This window comes from Paenibacillus marinisediminis (assembly GCF_054343325.1).
Genome location: NZ_JBTGUH010000001.1, coordinates 76,347 through 95,371 on the forward strand (window position 1 = coordinate 76,347; position 19,025 = coordinate 95,371).

General features: G+C 47.4%; 15 protein-coding genes. 6 read left to right on the top strand and 9 right to left on the bottom strand.

Annotated elements, in window-relative coordinates:
- Positions 1-13: 13 nt before the first annotated feature.
- From ACXX53_RS00390 to hemE, 4 genes are all read right to left on the bottom strand, one after another.
- Complete coding sequence (locus ACXX53_RS00390) at positions 14-1,063, bottom strand: ThiF family adenylyltransferase (protein ID WP_458566628.1); 1,050 nt, start codon at positions 1,061-1,063, stop codon at positions 14-16.
- 183 nt (positions 1,064-1,246) lie between these two features.
- Positions 1,247-2,539: a molybdopterin molybdotransferase MoeA gene (locus ACXX53_RS00395; protein ID WP_458566629.1), complete on the bottom strand. Its 1,293-nt coding sequence runs from the start codon at positions 2,537-2,539 to the stop codon at positions 1,247-1,249.
- Positions 2,540-2,723: 184 nt separating this feature from the next.
- Entirely contained in the window at positions 2,724-3,665 is a 942-nt protein-coding gene (gene hemH, locus ACXX53_RS00400) for a ferrochelatase (protein WP_458566630.1), read from the bottom strand.
- A 2-nt stretch (positions 3,666-3,667) separates the two neighbouring features.
- Positions 3,668-4,726: a uroporphyrinogen decarboxylase gene (gene hemE / locus ACXX53_RS00405; protein ID WP_458566631.1), complete on the bottom strand. Its 1,059-nt coding sequence runs from the start codon at positions 4,724-4,726 to the stop codon at positions 3,668-3,670.
- A gap of 254 nt (positions 4,727-4,980) precedes the next feature.
- Between hemE and ACXX53_RS00410 the strand changes: the two genes are divergently transcribed.
- The 4 genes from ACXX53_RS00410 to ACXX53_RS00425 all read left to right on the top strand — a co-directional run bounded on the left by ACXX53_RS00410 (position 4,981) and on the right by ACXX53_RS00425 (position 9,952).
- Positions 4,981-6,387: a spore germination protein gene (locus tag ACXX53_RS00410; RefSeq protein WP_458566632.1), complete on the top strand. Its 1,407-nt coding sequence runs from the start codon at positions 4,981-4,983 to the stop codon at positions 6,385-6,387.
- A gap of 4 nt (positions 6,388-6,391) precedes the next feature.
- Positions 6,392-7,555, top strand: coding sequence for a GerAB/ArcD/ProY family transporter (locus tag ACXX53_RS00415; protein ID WP_458566633.1), 1,164 nt, complete (start codon positions 6,392-6,394; stop codon positions 7,553-7,555).
- On the top strand, positions 7,552-8,634 hold the full coding sequence (locus ACXX53_RS00420) for a Ger(x)C family spore germination protein (protein WP_458566634.1): 1,083 nt from the start codon (positions 7,552-7,554) through the stop codon (positions 8,632-8,634). The genes ACXX53_RS00415 and ACXX53_RS00420 overlap by 4 nt, the downstream gene beginning before the upstream one ends.
- Before the next feature lie 106 nt (positions 8,635-8,740).
- Positions 8,741-9,952, top strand: a complete 1,212-nt coding sequence (locus ACXX53_RS00425) for an MFS transporter (RefSeq protein ID WP_458566635.1) — start codon at positions 8,741-8,743, stop codon at positions 9,950-9,952.
- A gap of 72 nt (positions 9,953-10,024) precedes the next feature.
- Here ACXX53_RS00425 and ACXX53_RS00430 read toward each other — a convergent pair whose 3' ends face one another.
- The 4 genes from ACXX53_RS00430 to ACXX53_RS00445 all read right to left on the bottom strand — a co-directional run bounded on the left by ACXX53_RS00430 (position 10,025) and on the right by ACXX53_RS00445 (position 14,228).
- Complete coding sequence (locus ACXX53_RS00430; protein WP_458566636.1) at positions 10,025-10,444, bottom strand: GNAT family N-acetyltransferase; 420 nt, start codon at positions 10,442-10,444, stop codon at positions 10,025-10,027.
- 233 nt (positions 10,445-10,677) lie between these two features.
- Positions 10,678-12,027, bottom strand: a complete 1,350-nt coding sequence (locus ACXX53_RS00435; protein WP_458566637.1) for a sodium-dependent transporter — start codon at positions 12,025-12,027, stop codon at positions 10,678-10,680.
- 65 nt (positions 12,028-12,092) lie between these two features.
- A complete protein-coding gene (locus tag ACXX53_RS00440) occupies positions 12,093-13,442 on the bottom strand; it encodes a sodium-dependent transporter (RefSeq protein ID WP_458566638.1) in 1,350 nt (449 codons plus the stop codon).
- A 150-nt stretch (positions 13,443-13,592) separates the two neighbouring features.
- The gene (locus tag ACXX53_RS00445) at positions 13,593-14,228 is read right to left on the bottom strand and encodes an O-methyltransferase (RefSeq protein WP_458566639.1); all 636 of its coding nucleotides are present in this window, start codon (positions 14,226-14,228) and stop codon (positions 13,593-13,595) included.
- A 93-nt stretch (positions 14,229-14,321) separates the two neighbouring features.
- Between ACXX53_RS00445 and ACXX53_RS00450 the strand changes: the two genes are divergently transcribed.
- A complete protein-coding gene (locus ACXX53_RS00450; protein WP_458566640.1) occupies positions 14,322-15,485 on the top strand; it encodes a THUMP domain-containing class I SAM-dependent RNA methyltransferase in 1,164 nt (387 codons plus the stop codon).
- A gap of 24 nt (positions 15,486-15,509) precedes the next feature.
- Entirely contained in the window at positions 15,510-17,489 is a 1,980-nt protein-coding gene (locus ACXX53_RS00455) for an LTA synthase family protein (protein ID WP_458567639.1), read from the top strand.
- Between the two features lie 56 nt (positions 17,490-17,545).
- Here the strand turns inward: ACXX53_RS00455 and ACXX53_RS00460 are convergent, their stop codons facing one another.
- Positions 17,546-18,952: an L-cystine transporter gene (locus ACXX53_RS00460; protein ID WP_458566641.1), complete on the bottom strand. Its 1,407-nt coding sequence runs from the start codon at positions 18,950-18,952 to the stop codon at positions 17,546-17,548.
- Positions 18,953-19,025: the final 73 nt, after the last annotated feature.

A 19,025-nucleotide genomic window follows, 5' to 3' on the forward strand; every position in this document is an offset into this window, starting at 1 on the left:
TAACTAATTAACATTAACCAAACAACCGATCAGCTATCGTACGCGCTTCCGCAGCATCTTTTGTACCATGAACAAGCAATCGTCCGTCTCGGAACAATACGACCCGATGGTGTTCTAGTTGAATCGATAATAAATAGGGATTGCCCTTGACCTGCAAACCTTGTACTTTGCTTAGTCTAGCCGCAATCTCTTCAAGCTGTACGGTCATTGACTTCGAAGGGCGGATCTGTATCGTCTCTCTTCCGCACAGGATGTCTGTCTTGCGATGATTAGCCGCATCCAGATAAGGATAGGTCGGATTATCGCCGCATGATGGGCAATCCGGCCGTTTCGCAGCCTGAACCGATATCGCCGTATGTTGGTTCTTCCATAGGTCGAAGGATACCAGCTTGCGAAGAAGTGCATCTCGATTGCCTGTGAGCCATTTCAGAGCTTCAGCCGCTTGATAGGCTGCCGTCATATGTACCGCTGGAGCGATGATCCCCGCAGTATCGCAAGTCGGACCGCCCATAGGCACCGTTTCCAACAAGCAGTGGAAGCAGGGGGTAATTCCAGGCTCCACCATCATGAATATTCCGTTGCTGCTGACACATGCGCCGTATATCCACGGAATGTTATTCTTCTGCGCATAATCATTAATGAGCATTCGCGTATCGAAGTTATCTGTAGCATCGATGATTAGATCACGATCATGCGCCCATTCTTCAATCTCATACACCGATACGTCCGCCACAACTCCGCGAACAACGGTATCCGATTGAATAGCCTTCAGGCGTCTCTCTGCGGCGATCGCCTTCGGAAGATGATCGATCGCATCCTGCTCGGTATACAGATGCTGCCGCTGAAGATTGCTCCACTCCACATAGTCGCGATCTATAAGCGTGACATCGCCCACTCCCGCTCGAACAAACGTATCCGCGAGCGCAGACCCCAACGCCCCCGCGCCAATGATCAGAATGCGACTTTCAGCAAGCCGCTGCTGACCCTCCTCACCAATTGGCGCAAATAATTGCTGTCGTGAATAGCGCTCCTTGCTGTTCACGGATTGATTCGGTGCCGTCATCGCATACTCCCCTTTTCATGCATACTCGCAGCACATTCCCATTTCCTTGTTTAATTGTACATGAACCGATTTCAAAAGCCTACTAGCACCGTCTGAAAAAGTTAGATTTCAGGCGCTTTTTTTAGTCGCTATAACAGAAGAGCCGCCTATTTCATCTTCCGAGAAATAGACAGCTCTTATCCTTTAAGGTATTTGCAACAGAATGACATCAACTGCCGTTCCTTGATCCAATCCATTCGGAGATGGCGTTACGACGAACAAGCAGTTCGCATCGCGAATCGAAATCGTCGCATTTGAACGATCTACCTTCGTCGGTCTTACCCATAGGCATCCCTGCTCATCCGTGTGCATGATGCCGCGTACGAAGCGAACATATTGATCTGCAACTCGATACGGTTCTGCCAATCTGGCCCGCAGCAGATTGCGATAAGGCTCCTTCGCTCCCTGCATTCGCAGCAGTGCGGGACGTACGAACATCTCGCATCCAACGTAGCAGGCACTTGGATTCCCAGACAGCGCGAACAGCGGTTTACCGCGAAGTATGCCAACCGTTGTGGGACTTCCTGGGCGCATGCTGAGCTTATTGAACAGCAGTTCCCCCTTCCACCGCTGCGTATAATCGTACAGAATGTCATGATCTCCGACCGATACTCCGCCGATCGTGATGACTGCGTCATAATCGCTGTCTACAGCTGCTTCAACAGCTTTAGCCAGCTTATCCATATCATCACCGACCTGCGGCAGCAGCTTGGGAACACCGCCTGCTTCCTGAATTTGCGCGAACAGCATGTAGGCGTTGCTGTTCCATATCTTGCCTGGCTCCATCTCGGAGTCAACCGGGATTATTTCAAGTCCAGTTGGAATGATAGCGACCTTCGGTCGAGTGAATACGTAGATGTTGCTGATTCCGAACATGGCGAGCAGCGCCATCTCGCCAGCTTCAAGCTGTTGACCTCGTTCAACAATGACTTGCCCTTTCTCGATCTCCGAGCCGAGCAGCGTCACGTTCTCGCCTATTGATACAGCATCCAACACTAGAACTTTTGTCTGCTGCAGCAGTTCCTCACGCTTTAGCCCCATACCCGATGTCACTTCCAGCTTTACAACGGCATCAGCGCCCTCCGGCATCTGCGCGCCTGTCATGATTCGGGCGGCTTCACCTGGCAGCAATGTTTGGGCATAGGTTTCGCCGCACGCGATCTGACTCACGACGCGCAGTTCGATTGGTTTATCAGGAGACGCGCCTACTAGATCTTCCGCTCGCACCGCATATCCATCCATATTGGCACGATGAAAGCTAGGTATTGGCATCGTTGCATGTAAGGTCTGCGCTGCTCGTCTGCGATAAGCATCTGATAGAGCAATCATCTCAATGGATTCGCATGCGACTCGTTCCATTAATACATCTTGTGCTTCGTAGACAGACATCGGTTTTCTTTTAAAACGAGCTGTATGGTCTTGTTCAACGTCACTCAAGTTAAACGCCTCCTTATGATTTCTTTGTCTATGTAAACAACTATCAGGTACGAAAAGAGGCTCGCCACCGAGTAGAAGAACCTACTCGAGACAGCCTCATTAGGATACCTATTGTAATGCATGCTTAACCATTATTGCCAGATTCTAAATACTCACTTCAAGCTCCATATTCAAATTATGAGCTCTACTCTGACTGCATGACGCAATCTGCCAACACATTCATATATAGTGGATCATGATTCAGCATGCGGATGCGTTTGAATCCGAGTCCGATCGAATCCGACTTCTGCTTCGCTTCAATATCAAGATCGTACAGCACTTCCAGATGATCGGAAACGAAACCGATTGGCGCTGAGATCACATAACGAATTCCTTCTTCTATTACGGTATCTAACGTGTCCATAATATCCGGACCAAGCCATGGCATCGCGGTCTGACCCGCACTCTGCCATGTAAATCTCCAGTTCGCGCGTGAAACGCCGCACTCAGATGCGATAGCTTCTGAGCTTTCCAGCAGCTGCTGCGGATAAGGATCATTCATCTCTAGGATGCGCGCAGGCAAGCTGTGAGCACTAAACAGCACATGCACATCATCCTGCTTAACGCCTTCCGCTTCATACTCCTTCAGCTTCTCCACTACACGGATCTTCTGCGCTTCAATCCATTGCGGATGCATGTGGTAGCTATCGATACCTTTGAAGGCTATACCTTGCTTGTCCGCTTCTTCTGCCGCGCGTTTCATGTAGCCGCCTATACTCATGACCGAGTAATGCGGCGCAAGTACAATCCCTACTGCTTCTCGGATTCCATCAGCAGCCATCTTCGCGATTCCATCCTCGATGAAAGGCGCCGCATGCTTGAGTCCTTGGTAACAGACATACTTGATGTCTCTTCCAGCCGTACGGTGATCCAATTCCTCTTGGAGCGCTTGGACTTGCTTGTCTGTATTCTCACGCAGCGGAAATACACCGCCTACGATCGCTTCATAGCGCGAGCTAAGCTCTCCCAGCTGCTCCGCCGTCGGCGGGTTGCCGCGTCGAATATGTGTATAATACGCCTCGATCTGATCCATGCCAGCAGGTGTTCCATATGACATCACCAGAACACCGATCGTACGTTGTGTCATGCTTATGCCTCCCAACGACGTGCAGCCAGCACATCTGCAGAATAATTATGCACATACTCGGTCAATTCCTTCAGCTTGTCCAATGACGCTTCAGGGAATAACCCGTGGCCAAGGTTGAATATATAGCCCGGTTTCAACATGCCTTGATCCATTATATATCTGGCCTCACGCTGAATGTTGTCCATAGGACCAGTCAGCAGATAAGGATCCATATTGCCTTGAACCGCAAATGGATCTCCTAAGCGGCGACGACCTTCTTCTATAGATACACGCCAGTCAAGCCCGATAACGCTAGCTTTTACTTGATGCAGCAGCGGAAGCAATTCACCCGAGCTTACTCCAGGGAAGTAGATGTTCGGCACATTAAGATCCGACAGACTCGCGTAAATACGCTCTATCGTTGGCAGTACATAGGTTTGGAAATCACGCGGTGACAAGGAGCCTGCCCAGCTGTCAAACAGTTGGAATGCTTTGCCGCCGTTCTTAATTTGAGAGCGAACGTACGTGATGACCATGTCACCTAGCTTATCCATCAGCATGAACCATAGCTCCGGGGTTTCATACATCATCGTTTTCGTGCGGATATAAGACTTGGATGGTCTGCCTTCGATCAGATAGCTTGCGATCGTAAACGGCGCACCCGCGAACGTAATAAGCGGTACCTTCAATTCACGATCCAGAATACGGATCGTTTCTAGAATATGACCGAGATCCCCTTCAGGGTCAACCGGCTTCAAGCGCTCGATCTGCTCCTTTGAGCGAATCGGATCCTGAATAACAGGACCTATATTGGCAACAATATCAAAGTCGATTCCAATAGACGCGACCGGATTCATAATGTCGGAATATAATATTGCCGCGTCCACACCAAGCTTGTGAACAGGCATCATGGTAACTTCAGCTGCTAGCTCTGGCTGTCTGCATATTTCCAATAGGCTGTACTTTTCTTTAATTTTACGATAATCCGGATCATATCGACCCGCCTGCCGCATATACCACACTGGCAGTCGATCTACTGGTTCTTTGCGACAAGCGCGCAAGAAGCGATCATTGAAAGTCATATTTAAGATCCCCGCCTTACATGGAAATGTGATTTATATTACACCTTATCCATCCCATTATGCCCCTTTTCGGAAACTACCACAACCGGAGCGCAGCTGCAAGCTATGACAATCTGTTGACAAACAGCGTCTGGTCTTGGCGCTATCTGCACTTATGTCGCTTGATTTCAAGAAATATGGAGCAATTCAGACATATTTTTCATTGTTGCAACCATACTAACCATAATAACCCGTTAATGAAGAAGGTGACGATTATGACTGATACTTCAACAGAGCCGACTGATTGGTTAGAGCTTCTGCGGAAACATTTCGAGGACTGTGACGATATCACGATACGTTCAGTTGTTAATCAAGAGGTAACACTGATTTACTTTGAATGCTTTTTTATTAATGCGATGTTTCATCAAGTCGTTACCGACTTTCTTGAGGATGCCCCTGTCGAGAATGGTCTTAATCGAATGATGAACATATGGGATGAAGTCTATGGTCATAACCAGGATGACCAGCTTCAAAACATGGCCAGCTACATATTGGATGGAAAGATCGGGGCTATCTATGACGGGAAACTATACTATATTGATGTCGGTACAAGTCCCACTCGTTCCATTCAACCATCCATGAAGGAAACGTCCATTTCAGGACCTCATGAGGCGTTTGTGGAAAGAGCTACAACTAATCTTTCACTCATTCGCAGCAGACTTCAAACAACAGAGCTTAAAGTTCAGCAATATGATATTGGCACAGACATGCCTATAACCGTGTATATGATATATCTGAAAAATCAAACTTCACCAGCAATCGTCAACGAAGCAGTAGAGCGGTTATCCAAGCTGCGCATGAAACAGGCTCTGGACACTATACAAGTAGCCAAGAGGATTGAGGATTTCCCTTATTCGTTCTTTCCGCAATGGTTAGTTACAGAAAGACCCGATACGGTTTGCCTTCAGCTCATGAAAGGCAAGATTGTGATTATCGCGGATGGAAGCCCTAGCTCGATCATTGCCCCTGTCAGCTTTCTTGATTTTTTCGGTGTTATCGGAGACTTGTATGAGCGTTGGCATTTTGAGGTCCTCATCCGTATTCTCCGTCTCCTATCGATTGCTATAACACTGTTATTCAGTGCGACCTATGTCGCAATCACTACCTTTCATTACCAGTTCATACCTCCGTCTATATTGGCGACTATGGTTCAATCACGTTTAAAGGTACCTTTCGAGCCTATGTACGAGGCGCTGCTAATGGAAGGTGTTATTGAAGTGCTTCGAGAAGCCAGCACTCGACTACCTAATAAGATTGCGCAATCGATCGGGATAGTAGGAGGTCTCGTATTAGGACAAGCTGTTGTACAAGCCGGACTAGCTGGCAATGTGTTGATCGTCGCCGTCGCGGCTGGAGCTCTGTCTTCTTTCATCATGCCTAGCTATACGATGGAAACTTCGTTTCGAATATTGAAGTTTATCATGATCATCTTTGCGGGCACCATGGGTTACTTCGGTATCCTTATATTTCTCGCTCTGCTTACGACCCATCTATGCCACTTAACGAGCCTGAAGCAGGAATACTTGAAGATGTACCACTTTGTCGACTTCTTAACAGAAGGCAAGGAAAAACTATTGAATTCCGCATTAAAAGGGAGCAGCGAGAGCAAACAAGGAGGTTAACAACTTGTCAACCACAATAAAAGGCTATGCGATCAGCATCTTGCTCTTCATGATCATTCGGGGAACAGTCTTCTTTGAACTTCCTTCCTCCACTGCACGTGTGTTCGGCACTAACGGCTGGATCATGCTATTGGTATACACCATCTTAATCATTACACAGATGTGGCTCTTGTATATTGGCATGGTCAAGCATAAAAATTTATCGATATTTCAATTTATTCAGACTTATATGCCAAGTTGGTTAGGTAAGAGTATCTTATTCCTGTTAACCCTCTTATTTGTATGTGTTGCGTTTCGAATCGCCTATTCGATCATTCTGGTGCTTCAGTTCATGAGTGACCCGACATTAAAGGTTCGATATGTAACCATTATTTTGCTAATCGTTGCAGCCTTGCTATCGCTGCACGGTATCTACACGGTGACCAAGAGCACTGTCTTATTTTTCACCTTAACGATCTGGATATCGTTGTTTGGGCTGATTCAATTTACGGATTTCCATATGACTAGGCTAACTCCTTTTATATTTCAAGGAGGCTCTTGGAACTTCAATGAGATGCTTGATATTTACAGCGCCTTCCAAGGCTATCTGGTCATTCTATATATTACACCATTCATAGATAAGAACTTAAAATGGTTCAAGTTCACCGCAATCGCTATAGCAGCAACTGGGATCTATTTCATACTCTATTGTTTGTTGACTCAAGGTCTCGTACCTTATGAAATGCTGCAAACGATTAATCACGTCGCGTTGCGGACAAATGGAGCATCACGAGTAACCGCGCTCGTATACATCACGGATCTATTATTCATCACATTTGTATTTTCAAGCGTCATAACTTCAGCAGTCTATCTATGGGCTGCATTTCAATCCGCCAGTCATATTAGCAAACAGAAGAAGCAAAAGAAGCAGAACTACTTGAAATTCGTCATCATTTTTGCAGCGCTCGGTATGGTTTTCATCCCGGTCAGCTATGATCAATGGAACAGCTTCTTTAGATTACTCACCTTGATCAGCCTCATCCTTGGAATCGTATTTACCATGCTATATCTCTTAATACCGCCAAATAAGGCTAAGCCTTCTGATTCGAATAATCTGACTTCAACGGATCAGGATGCTTCCAATCTGGGGACACTTCCCGTAATGGAAGGAGAGCAGCCATCCGTATGAACAAGAAGCTTGCTCTATGGTGTGTCCTATCTCTGCTGCTTCCCATGCTTATGGGAGGCTGCCAATTAAAGCGAATCATTAATCACGATGGCTTCATCCAAACGGTAACGATTGATCAAGTCAAAGGTGAGCCGAACATGTACTATTACGGGATTACATATCCTGAATTTACTGCTGGTGGCAAGAGTAAGACGATCAGCCTCGGTGTACGAGCGCATGATTTTCAGGAAGCCTACCTTCACTTTTCTTCACAGACTCGCTATGCTCTTGTACTGGGGCAGATCCGAAACGTCGTCTTCGGGGAATCCGTATGGAGAAACGATATGAAGAGTGCGTTGGAGAAGCTCAACTTCCAGCCTAAATTTCCGCTGACAGGACGGATTATGGTCGTTAAAGGTGAAGCTAGAAAGCTGTTAGAACTGACGGAAGATACGACTGATTTTCACCTTTACCATCTGACGATAAAGCTTCAACAGACCAATGACTTTTCGTTATCCACGCTTTTTAACTACATACGTGACTATATTCAGCCGGGTATTGAACCTGTAGCAACAAACATTAGGGTTGTTGAGGACAGTTTATCCGTTTCAGGCTTGGCGGTCTTTTCGGGCAATAAGTTAGCTGGAATCATTAACGAAAATGATGTGAACTATATGTCTCTCCTGCGCAATCAAAAGAGCAAAGGATACTTTCATATCAGTGACGAGTCATTGGGAGGAGGTAATACATCGATCATCATTAACAATGCTCATTCCAGATCTAAGGTAAAGGTGCTGCAAACAAAACCTTTGCCAAAGGTCGTTATCGATGTTCACATCACAAGCACCTTATCGACAACCTTCAATGAGCTGCAGAGGGACGTAGATGAATACGAGGCACGAATAGCCCAAGCTTTGGAACGCCAGATTAATCGTGTGATCAAAGATTTGCAGAAGATGAAGAGTGATACGATCGGCATCGGGATGCATGTGCGAAACAATATGCCATATAAGGAATGGAATGAGGAGGAATGGCCTGAAATGTTCTCGAAAGCCGATATAGAATGCAAAATACATTACCGTTTGGAAAATATGTTCTAAGAGCGGATCCGTGCGAGTTTCGTAATCAGCTATATGTAGCTTATGGTATAATAAGCACCAGTTACTGGATTCGGACGGGTATGACCTTAGAAAGTGGTGAAACAAAATGCAACAATGGAAATTGAACCTCATCATACTATGGTTCGGCAACTTCTTGGTCATGGCGGGAATGACCATGGTCGTACCCTTTCTTGCACTGTACTTGCAGGAGGATATCGGCTTAACAGACCCCCATCAGATCGGAATATGGTCGGGGCTCATTTTTGCCGGAAACTTTGTAACCTCCTTTATCTTTCAGCCTATCTGGGGCAAGTTTGCCGACAAGTATGGACGCAAGGTAATGCTGCTTCGATCCGGCTTCGGAATGGCAATCGTCACTGTACTGATGGGTTTCGCCACCAGTCCAGTACATCTATTGCTGCTCCGTATGCTGAATGGGACGATCTCCGGATTCAACCCTGCGGCCATCGCGCTGGTATCCGCGACGACACCTAAGAAACAGATGGGGTTCGCGATGGGCACGCTGCAGTCTGGCGCGGTCGCAGGGACTATCCTTGGTCCGTTGATCGGCGGATTCTTAGCGGATTGGGTTGGCTTCCGGCCGATATTTTACATAACAGGCACCTTGCTGTTCTTGGGATCTTTGCTGGCGCTCCTGATGGTGAAGGAGAATTTCAACAAGGAGCAGGCGATGTCTGAGCCGCAAATCTCGGTCATTGAAGGCTTTAAGGAGTTGAGCAAGACGAAGGAGCTGCTGGCGTTGTTCACCGTCACCTTCTTGCTGCAGTTCGCGATGCTTAGCCCGATGTCGCTCTTGCCTCTTTATGTGCAGAAACTGCATGGGTCAACGCAGAACCTAGCTCTGCTATCCGGTATGGTCAGCGCGATTACTGGTATATCCAACATGATCTGCGCGCCCATACTTGGAAAATTAAGCGACAAGATTGGAGCCCATCGGATCTTGATGTTCTCGCTCATCGGTGCAGCTTGTACGTTGATACCGCAAGCCTTCGTCAATAACGTGTGGCAATTATTGATTGTACGCTTCATGCTCGGCATGTTCATGGGCGGTCTGCTGCCTTCAGTAAACTCACTCATTCGTAAATTCACTCCCGATGGCATGGAAAGCCGCGCATACAGCTTCAACAGCAGCACGCTCGCACTTGGCAATATGGCTGGCCCTGTTGTTGGCGGTGCCGTGTCTGGATTGATCGGCATAGAGGGCATCTTCATCATGTCAGGCTTATTCTTGCTGATTAATGTGATATGGGTACGCTTTAGCCTGTTTGGCAAATCTCGTACATCTATTCGTTCATAGATGTACAGAAGCAATTAGAAAGCCGTTGGAGCAATGGCATTTGCTTCAACGGCTTTTAGACTGCTTTCCGATCTATATATCCTTTTTCAAATAGTAATGTGTATGCCTGCCTGCATTCGGAATAGCTCCCCAGACTTCATAGCCCTGCTTCTTATAAAAGTCTAGAGCCTGAAAGCTCAACGTATCCAGCTTGATGAATTCACACTTCTTCTCTCTCGCTAATTGTTCAGCTTCCGCTAGAAGCTGACTGCCGTAACCTGATTTTCGATATGCCTCATCGATGCATAAATATTGAACCTCCATCCAGTTCCAGCATATTTCACCAATAAGCCCGCCATAGGTGTGACCATCAGCGTCTTTAAGAAATAGTTGCACTTCTTGATATCTGCCCTTCAAGTCTTCCGGAAAATGCTGCTGATTGAACTTAATCAGCTTATTAATCACGCATTCTTTATCAACAGAGTTCACTTCTTTAGATATGTACAATTCCATTTCCGTCACTCCTTCTGCCATGCGATTGCAGTGTTGTTAACCTCTGACCTATATCGACATCAGTATATCAGTTCCTCTGCACTTGCAACGAATATCAAATCATTATACTTGAATATTCCAAAATAATTAGTCCTCAAAGGTCATACGTAAACAAGGACTGCCCCCAGAAGTCATGTTCGATGACCGAAAGGAGCAGCCCTTGCTGTATGCCTTATTTTATTTAGTTAACCAATCTACACCGGCAGCAACCCGACAACGTTCAAGAACACAAGCACGATGACAACTGGAATGATGTATCGCAGCATAAACAGATAGTAGACAAGCCCTTTGCGCCACCATGCTGGCTCTGATTGCAGTTCATTAACGAGCATCTCCCTCGGGAATCGATAACCTACAAACAGTGCAATCATCAGCGCGCCGATCGGCATTAAGATGTTGGACACCACATAATCTGCAAGATCAAACAGTGACTTATCAAACAAGGTGATGTCAGACAAGACCCCGAAGGATAAAGCGAACGGAATACCGACAATGAATATGATCCCGCCGAATATCCAGCTCATCCGTTTTCGCTTCTTATCATCTTGATTGGAGAATCGAGCAACCAAGATCTCCAGCATGGAGAACGCGGATGTAAATGTTGCAAATAAGAACAATGCCAAAAATACTGCGATAAATACCGATCCAGCGAACATTTGCTCAAACACCGCAGGCAGTGTAACAAAGAGCAGTCCCGGTCCCTCATTCGGTGACATTCCTAACGAGAACAGTGCTGGGAATATCGCTAATCCGGCCATTAATGTCGTCACTACATTCAAGGTTACAACCCAAGCAGCTGAGCGGGTTAACGACTCCTTTTTATCCAGATAGGAGCTGTACGTCACCATGACGGATACACCGACACTTAGACAGAAGAATGATTGACCAAGCGCGCTTAGTATAGCCTTAGCATTAATGTTGTCGAAGTTCGGCATTAGGAAGTACTTTACGCCTTCCATCATACCTGGCAGCGTCAGAGAGCGAATGATCAATACGACGAATAAGATAAACAAGCCTGGCATCAGCAGTCGGCTTGCGGATTCAATCCCTTTCTTAACCCCTCTTCCAACGACCCATATCGTAATTAGCATAAAGCTGAACTGAGCAAGCACTGCGTACCACGGATTAGCAACGGTATCATTGAATAGCTGACTATAATCATACCCCGCATGCAGTAGACCACCGAATAAACTGCGAGCGAAATACAACAGTATCCATCCACCGATTACACTATAATAGGATAACAGCAGAAAGCTTGTCCCCATCCCCAAATAACCGATCCAGTGCCATTTTGACCCCGGCGCGATCTGACGGTAAGCCGATACCGCTTCTTTCCCCGTACTTCGTCCGATAAAGAACTCAGCAATTAATAGAGGAAGTCCAATCAATATGGTAAATAAAACAAACAGCAGGAAAAATGCGCCGCCCCCGTTAGTCGCAACCGTATTCGGAAACTTCCAGATTGCTCCGATTCCGATCGCTGATCCAGCAGATGCTAGAATAAATCCAATCTTTGACGTCCATTGATCATTACGCGATGACATGATTTATAGCCCCTCCATTATTCGTGATGTCTGATCTCAATCATTGTGACGAACGTGAATATCGTTTATAAAGGCAGCAAGCCCAAACCATGTAAGAATACAATCAGTACGATGAGGGGCAGTACATAACGAAGCATGAATACGTAAATGTTCAAGCCCGCCTTCCAGCCCGGCGCAACGGCAGACCATTCTTCGATCAAGCGTTTGCGCGGAAAGCGATATCCGACGAATATCGAGATAAGCAGCACACCAATCGGAAGCAGTACATTCGAGACGATAAAGTCAGCCCAGTCAAATACCGTCTTGCCCATAATGGTAAGCTCCTCTATACCGAACGACAGTGCTGATGGAACGCCTAATGCGAATATAATGCCGCCGCATAACCAACACATCTTGCGGCGCCGCTCTGCTTCGCCTCGTGAGAAAGCAGCCACCACGATTTCCAACAAGGAGAAAGCCGATGTTAAGGTTGCAAATAAGAACAACGCTAAAAATATCGTAATAAACAGGGAACCATAAGGAATCTGCTCAAACATGCCCGGCAGCGTAATGAACAGCAAGCCTGGACCATCAACAGGCTCCATGCCAAGGGCGAACAGCGCCGGGAAGATGGCGAGCCCCGCCATCAGCGAAGTCATTACATTGAGCCCTACTACGGAAAGAGCGGGCTTGCCGATCGGGTCCTTCTTGTTCACATAGGAAGCATACGTTACCATACAAGAACCGCCGACGCTAAGACAGAAGAAAGATTGACCAAGTGCATAGAGCACAGCTTCTGGAGTCAATCGGCTAAAGTCCGGCTTCAGGAAATACTCAAGTCCAGCTGTCATTCCCGGCAGCGTCAATGATCGAATCATCAGAATAACGAACATAATAAACAGCGCTGGCATCATAATGCGGCTTGCCCGCTCGATGCCGCCTTTGACGCCTTTAGCTACGACGATTATCGTCAGCAGCATGAACGCGCCTTGCGATACTACTGCAACCAGCGGCGCAGAGATCGTACCGTTGAATAAAGCGCCATAATCTTGACCTTGATGCAGGAGCTGGCCGAACAACCCTTTTACCAGATATAAAATGATCCAGCCGCCGACAACACTGTAGAAGGACAGCAGAATCGAACAAGTAGCCATCCCCAAATAACCGATCCAATGCCAGCCTGAACGCGGCGCAAGCTCTCGATAAGCAGAGACAGCTTCTTTGCCTGTGCTGCGGCCAATCATGTATTCCGCAAGCAGCAACGGCAAACCAATTCCGAATGTAAATAATAGAAACACAACAAAAAAAGCGCCGCCTCCGCTCGTAGCGACGACATTTGGAAATTTCCAAATCGCCCCCAACCCGATCGCGGATCCTGCTGACGCCAATATAAAGCCTAATTTAGAAGTCCATTGCTCGTTCGTATTTGCCTTCATGATGTCTAATCCTCCCTATGCTCTCACTCTGCTCTACTCTACTCAACTCTGCTTCTTTAACCTGATCTCATCATCAGAACAGCAAAAATTATGGTTCATTATATCATAATCACTTAGCGCCGGACTTCAGGAAATATATTACATTAAATATTACCTCACTCGCATAATCGCTAAGCCGTCATAGGAGGCAAGCATGGTGCTGTCTAGACGCTCATCCTGTGCAACGAGCTGGTTAAAGCGGCGCATCGCGAGCACGGCTGGACCTTGCTTGTCCGGATTAAGCGTGCGCCCTCTCAGCATTAAATTATCGGCCACGATGATCGCTCCTGAATTGGACAGACGAATCGCATACTCCAGATAGTTCGGATAGTTCTCTTTATCTGCGTCGATAAAAAACAAATCAAATTTCTGCTGCTCCTGTTCCAGCACTGCCAGCGATTCCAGAGCTGGGCCCAGCTTATATTCCACATGCTCGCCATAGCCAGCCTGCTTCAAGTTCGTATGCGCGAGCTCGGCATACTCTTCACGCAGCTCAAGCGATACGAGCTTCTTCTCACCGCTCAAGCCCCGCAGGATGCACAGACCGCTGTAACCGCCAAACGCGCCGATCTCAAGCGCTCGCGACGCTCCTGTCATGCGTGCGAGCATCGTCAGCAGACGTCCGTAGCTGTCGGCGACAGATATATCTTTAATCCCGCGCTCGGCTATGGAGCGCTTAATCATGTCCAGTTCCTGATCAGGCTTATATAGCCCATCCAAATAGCTTTCTACGTTTTGCATAGTCATTTTCACAACCTCCTGCAATTATGATATGATGATTCCCAGACGAACTCAAGATTTGCATCCTTTTGCATAGAAAGAACGGAGTGAATATTAGTAATGAGCAAACCATGGTCATTAATCGCGACTGCGCCGATGGGGCTTGAAGCGATCGTCGCGCGCGAGCTGCGCGAGCTAGGATACGATGACGTCAAGACCGAGAACGGAAGAGTAACCTTTAGCGGCGGACCGCTTGACGTATGCCGCGCTAATCTGTGGCTGCGCACGGCGGACCGCGTCTTGATCAAGATGGCGGAGTTTCCTGCGCGCACATTTGAAGAATTGTTCCAAGGAACGAAAGCAGTCGAATGGCAGGACTTTATTCCTGTTGATGGCGAATTTCCGGTTGAAGGCCGCTCCCATAAATCACAGCTATCCAGTGTACCGGCTTGTCAAGGTATCGTGAAGAAAGCGATCGTTGAGAAGCTGAAGGAAAATTACCGTGTGGATTGGTTTAAAGAGACGGGAGCCTATTTCCGGATCGAGGTTATGCTGCTGAACGACATCGCGACATTGGTGCTGGATACAACTGGTCCAGGACTGCATAAACGCGGCTACCGTAAGCTTACCGGTAAAGCCCCGCTTAAGGAAACGATGGCTGCGGCGCTTGTGCTGCTTAGCCGTTGGAATCCAGAACGTCCGCTCTATGATCCGTGCTGCGGATCAGGCACACTGCTGATTGAAGCGGCTATGATCGGCTGGAACGTCGCGCCAGGCTTGAGAAGATCGTTCCCGTCGGAACATTGGCCTTCCATTCCGAGCGAAGCTTGGGAAGATGCGCGCGATGAAGCGTTTGATGCTGTGCGCGATGATGTAGAATTAAAGCTGTACGGTTCAGATATTGATCCGGAAGCGATTGAATTGGCTAAAGCTGCAGCGAAAAGTGCAGGCTTCGCCAACGAGATCGTCTGGGAGCTTAAGCCTTTATCCAAAGCTAAGCCAGAAGGCGAGTACGGCATTATCTTGACGAACCCGCCATATGGCGAGCGGCTCAGTGAGAAGGACGAGGTTGAGCGGCTCATTCGCCAGATGGGCTTCATGATGAAGACATTGCCTACATGGTCCATGTTCGTCATCAGCCCAAGTAAGCAGTTTGAACATTATCTGGGCCGACCTGCCGACAAGCGGCGCAAGCTGTTCAACGGCACCATCGAGTGCCAATTCTATCAATATTTCGGACCGCTCCCTCCTCGCAGCTACAATAAAGAGCAATTCGATCAATAAAGAAGTGAAGGGACTTTGATCTATATGAATGGTACATTCAACCATTCCTTGCAAGGAACTAACAGGAGATCACCTATATACATGGTGTTAACCGGATTGCCGTTTATCTTGTTCATTCTGACGATGCTAGGCAAGACCGTCCTGCTGAACAAGATGTTGGCAATACCCAATATGGCTACTGACTTTAGCGATATTCTAGTCGCAGTTGGCGCACTGTTTATCGCAGCAGGCTGGACATGGTGGCTGCCTAAGCGTTGGCGGCCATTTGCGCTGCTGTTGTTGAATATCGTGTTAACTTTTATGTTGTTCGCCGATCTCGTTTATTATCGTTACTTTCAGGACTTTATAACGATTCCCGTACTGCTTCAAGCATTTCAGGTCAGCGCGCTTGGCGACAGCATCGCCTCGCTCATACAGCTATCAGACATCTTGTTCTTCTTGGACTGGATCGTGATCATTCCGATCACGATCATGTTCGAACGAGCTTGGAAGCGTGAGTATAAGCATCAGAAGGAATCCATGGGCTTTCATTATAGTCGCCCATCTAAGCTTCGCCGTGGTCTGTTGAGATTCACCAACGGCTTGCTTGCCATCATTATTGGCTCGCTGCTGCTAGCTATGCCAATTCAGTATGCGACTTCGACTTGGGCGAAAGGAATCTTCACCGGAAACTGGTGGAATCCTTCTATTTATAACATTACCGGATTGTATGGATTTCACGGATATGACATCTACCGATATGCGAAAGAGAATTGGTTTGTGGATGAATCCTTGACCGAAGCAGAGCAAGCGGAGCTGGAGCAATGGTTCGGCCAGCATAAAGAGATGCTGAAAGGACCCGCTTCAACCTTTGGCAAGTATAAAGGGAAGAACGTTCTCGTCGTCCAAGCGGAAGCATTCGAGAACTTTGTCATCGGCAAAAGCGTTAATGGTCAAGAAATTACACCGAATCTGAACGCACTCGTTCAGGATAGTCTATACTATAAGCGCTTCTTCCATCAAACGGGGCAAGGACGCACATCAGACGCAGATTTCGGCGTGCAGACTAGCCTGCACCCGCTGCCTACTGGCTCTGTATTCATCCGCTATCCAGATCATCAGTATGATGCTCTGCCTAGCATATTGAAGGAGGCTGGTTATACGACCGGAGCCTTTCATGCCTATGAGGCCAGCTTCTGGAATCGGTACGTCATGTACGAGAATCTCGGCTATGACTACTTCATGAGCAAGAAGGATTATGTGATAGACGAGCCGTTGGGCTGGTCGCTCGGCGACACTTCCTTCTTCCGTCAGTCGGTAGAACGTATGGCGAATGAGCAATCGCCTTTCTACAGCTTCATGATCACACTGTCCAGCCATCATCCTTATAAGCTGCCAGCTGAAGCGCAGAAGCTGAATGTTGGCGAATATCAGGATACGATCTTCGGCGATTATTTGCAGTCCGTGCATTATGTGGACCATGCAATGGGTGAGCTGATCCAAGATCTGAAGCAGAGAGGCTTATGGGAGAATACGATCCTTGTCTTCTACGGGGACCATGATAATTCGATCGGCGAGAAAGAACCGTTCGAGAAGCTGCTCGGTAAGCCGCTCAGCGACTTCGAGTTCATGGAGATGCAAGGGCAAGTGCCGATGATTATCCATCTACCTGACGGCGCGGAGAAAGGTACAGTTGACACGGTAACCGGACAACTGGATGTCGCCCCGACCCTGCTGCATTGGCTCGGTATTGATCCAACTAACTATTTCTTTATGGGCAGCAACATGCAGGCTGAGGGCGAGCATCTTATCGTACAGCGCAACGGCTCTGTAACGAACGGTGAGCTTTATTATGTCCCGTCTGCTGATGGTATTTACGAAAATGGTACCTGCTACAAATACGACACTGGCGAACCAGGCGATCTAGGATCGTGCAGACCTATGTATGACGAGGCGCTGAAGAGGCTTAACCTATCCGATCTCATCATTGAGAAGAATGCCATCCATCAAATGCGTCAGCCATAAACCGACTACTACAAAGGCAGTGAACCCTATATAAGGGTCACTGCCTTTTTGTATTTTTATATGGATAATGCTGAATCACTAGCATCCCCTTTATGGTTTGGACTGTTATAGATTGAGGTATCCAATTCCTTGGTCCATTTGCTCGTAATCAATCCGGATGTCATTGATCCGCTCACGTTCAAGGCTGTGCGGCCCATATCGATTAACGGCTCAACCGAAATCAACAAGCCTGCTAATGCGACCGGCAGATTCAAGGTCGAGAGAACGATAATCGCTGCGAATGTCGCTCCGCCGCCTACGCCGGCTACGCCGAAGGAGCTGACGGTGACAACAGCTATTACCGTTGCAATGAAGCTGAAGCTGAATGGATCAATCCCCACTGTAGGGGCGATCATAATGGCCAACATGGCTGGATATATCCCAGCGCAGCCATTCTGTCCGATGGATAACCCGAACGATGCGGAGAAGTTCGCGATGCCGTCAGATACGCCTAATTTCTTAACTTGTGTATCGACGTTTAGTGGCAATGTGCCTGCAGACGTCCGTGACGTAAATGCGAAAGTCAATACCGGCAACACTTTACGAACATATGTCAATGGATTCAGTCCGTTTAACGCAATGAGGATCAAATGAATGCAGAACATTACAATCAAGGCAACATAGGATGCAACAACGAACTCACCTAGTTTAACAATTTCATTATAATTGGTGGTCGCCGTTACCTTCGCGATCAAGGCAAGAACGCCATATGGTGTCAGTCGTAGAACTATCGTAACGATGCGCATAACAACGGCATATAGAGCCTCTACGAGCTTCGTAAACGTCTCTGCTTCTACCGGCTTCTTCTTCGATATCCCGCGGAGCGCAACCCCGATGAACGCGGAGAATATAACGACGGCAATCGTGGAAGTCGGACGGGCGCCCGTCATGTCTTCAAACGGGTTCGATGGGATCACGTCAAGGATTTGCTGCGGAAGTGTCTTATCTTCAACATCAGCCAATTTGTTTGTCAGGTACTCACCTCGATTGATTTCTTTTTGGCCCTGTTCGATATTTACGGTCTTCAAATCAAACCCTAGTGCTGAAGTTATCCCTACAGCAGCAGAAATTGCTGTTGTGAACAAGAGAATACCGATAACCAACGTGCTGATCTTGCCTACACCCTTATCCGCTTTGATTTTAATAATCGCGGAAATAATCGATACCATAATTAACGGAATCGCTACCATCTGCAGCAGCTTTACATATCCGCTGCCAGCCAAGCTGAACCAGTCAACAGAATGCGCAATTACCTCAGACGTTCTGCCGAAGATCAGCTGTAATGAAACCCCGAAGATTACCCCTAATCCAAGTCCTGTAAAGACCCGCTTTGAAAAGCTGACATGTTTCTTTTGCATATACCAGAGAAGTCCGATTAAAGCGATCATGATCGATACATTCACTACTGTATAAAGCAATTCCATCTCGAATTTCCTCCTTCTTATTCTCATCATTCACGAGACCGTTTCTCGTTTGTTGAGATAACTATAATACAAC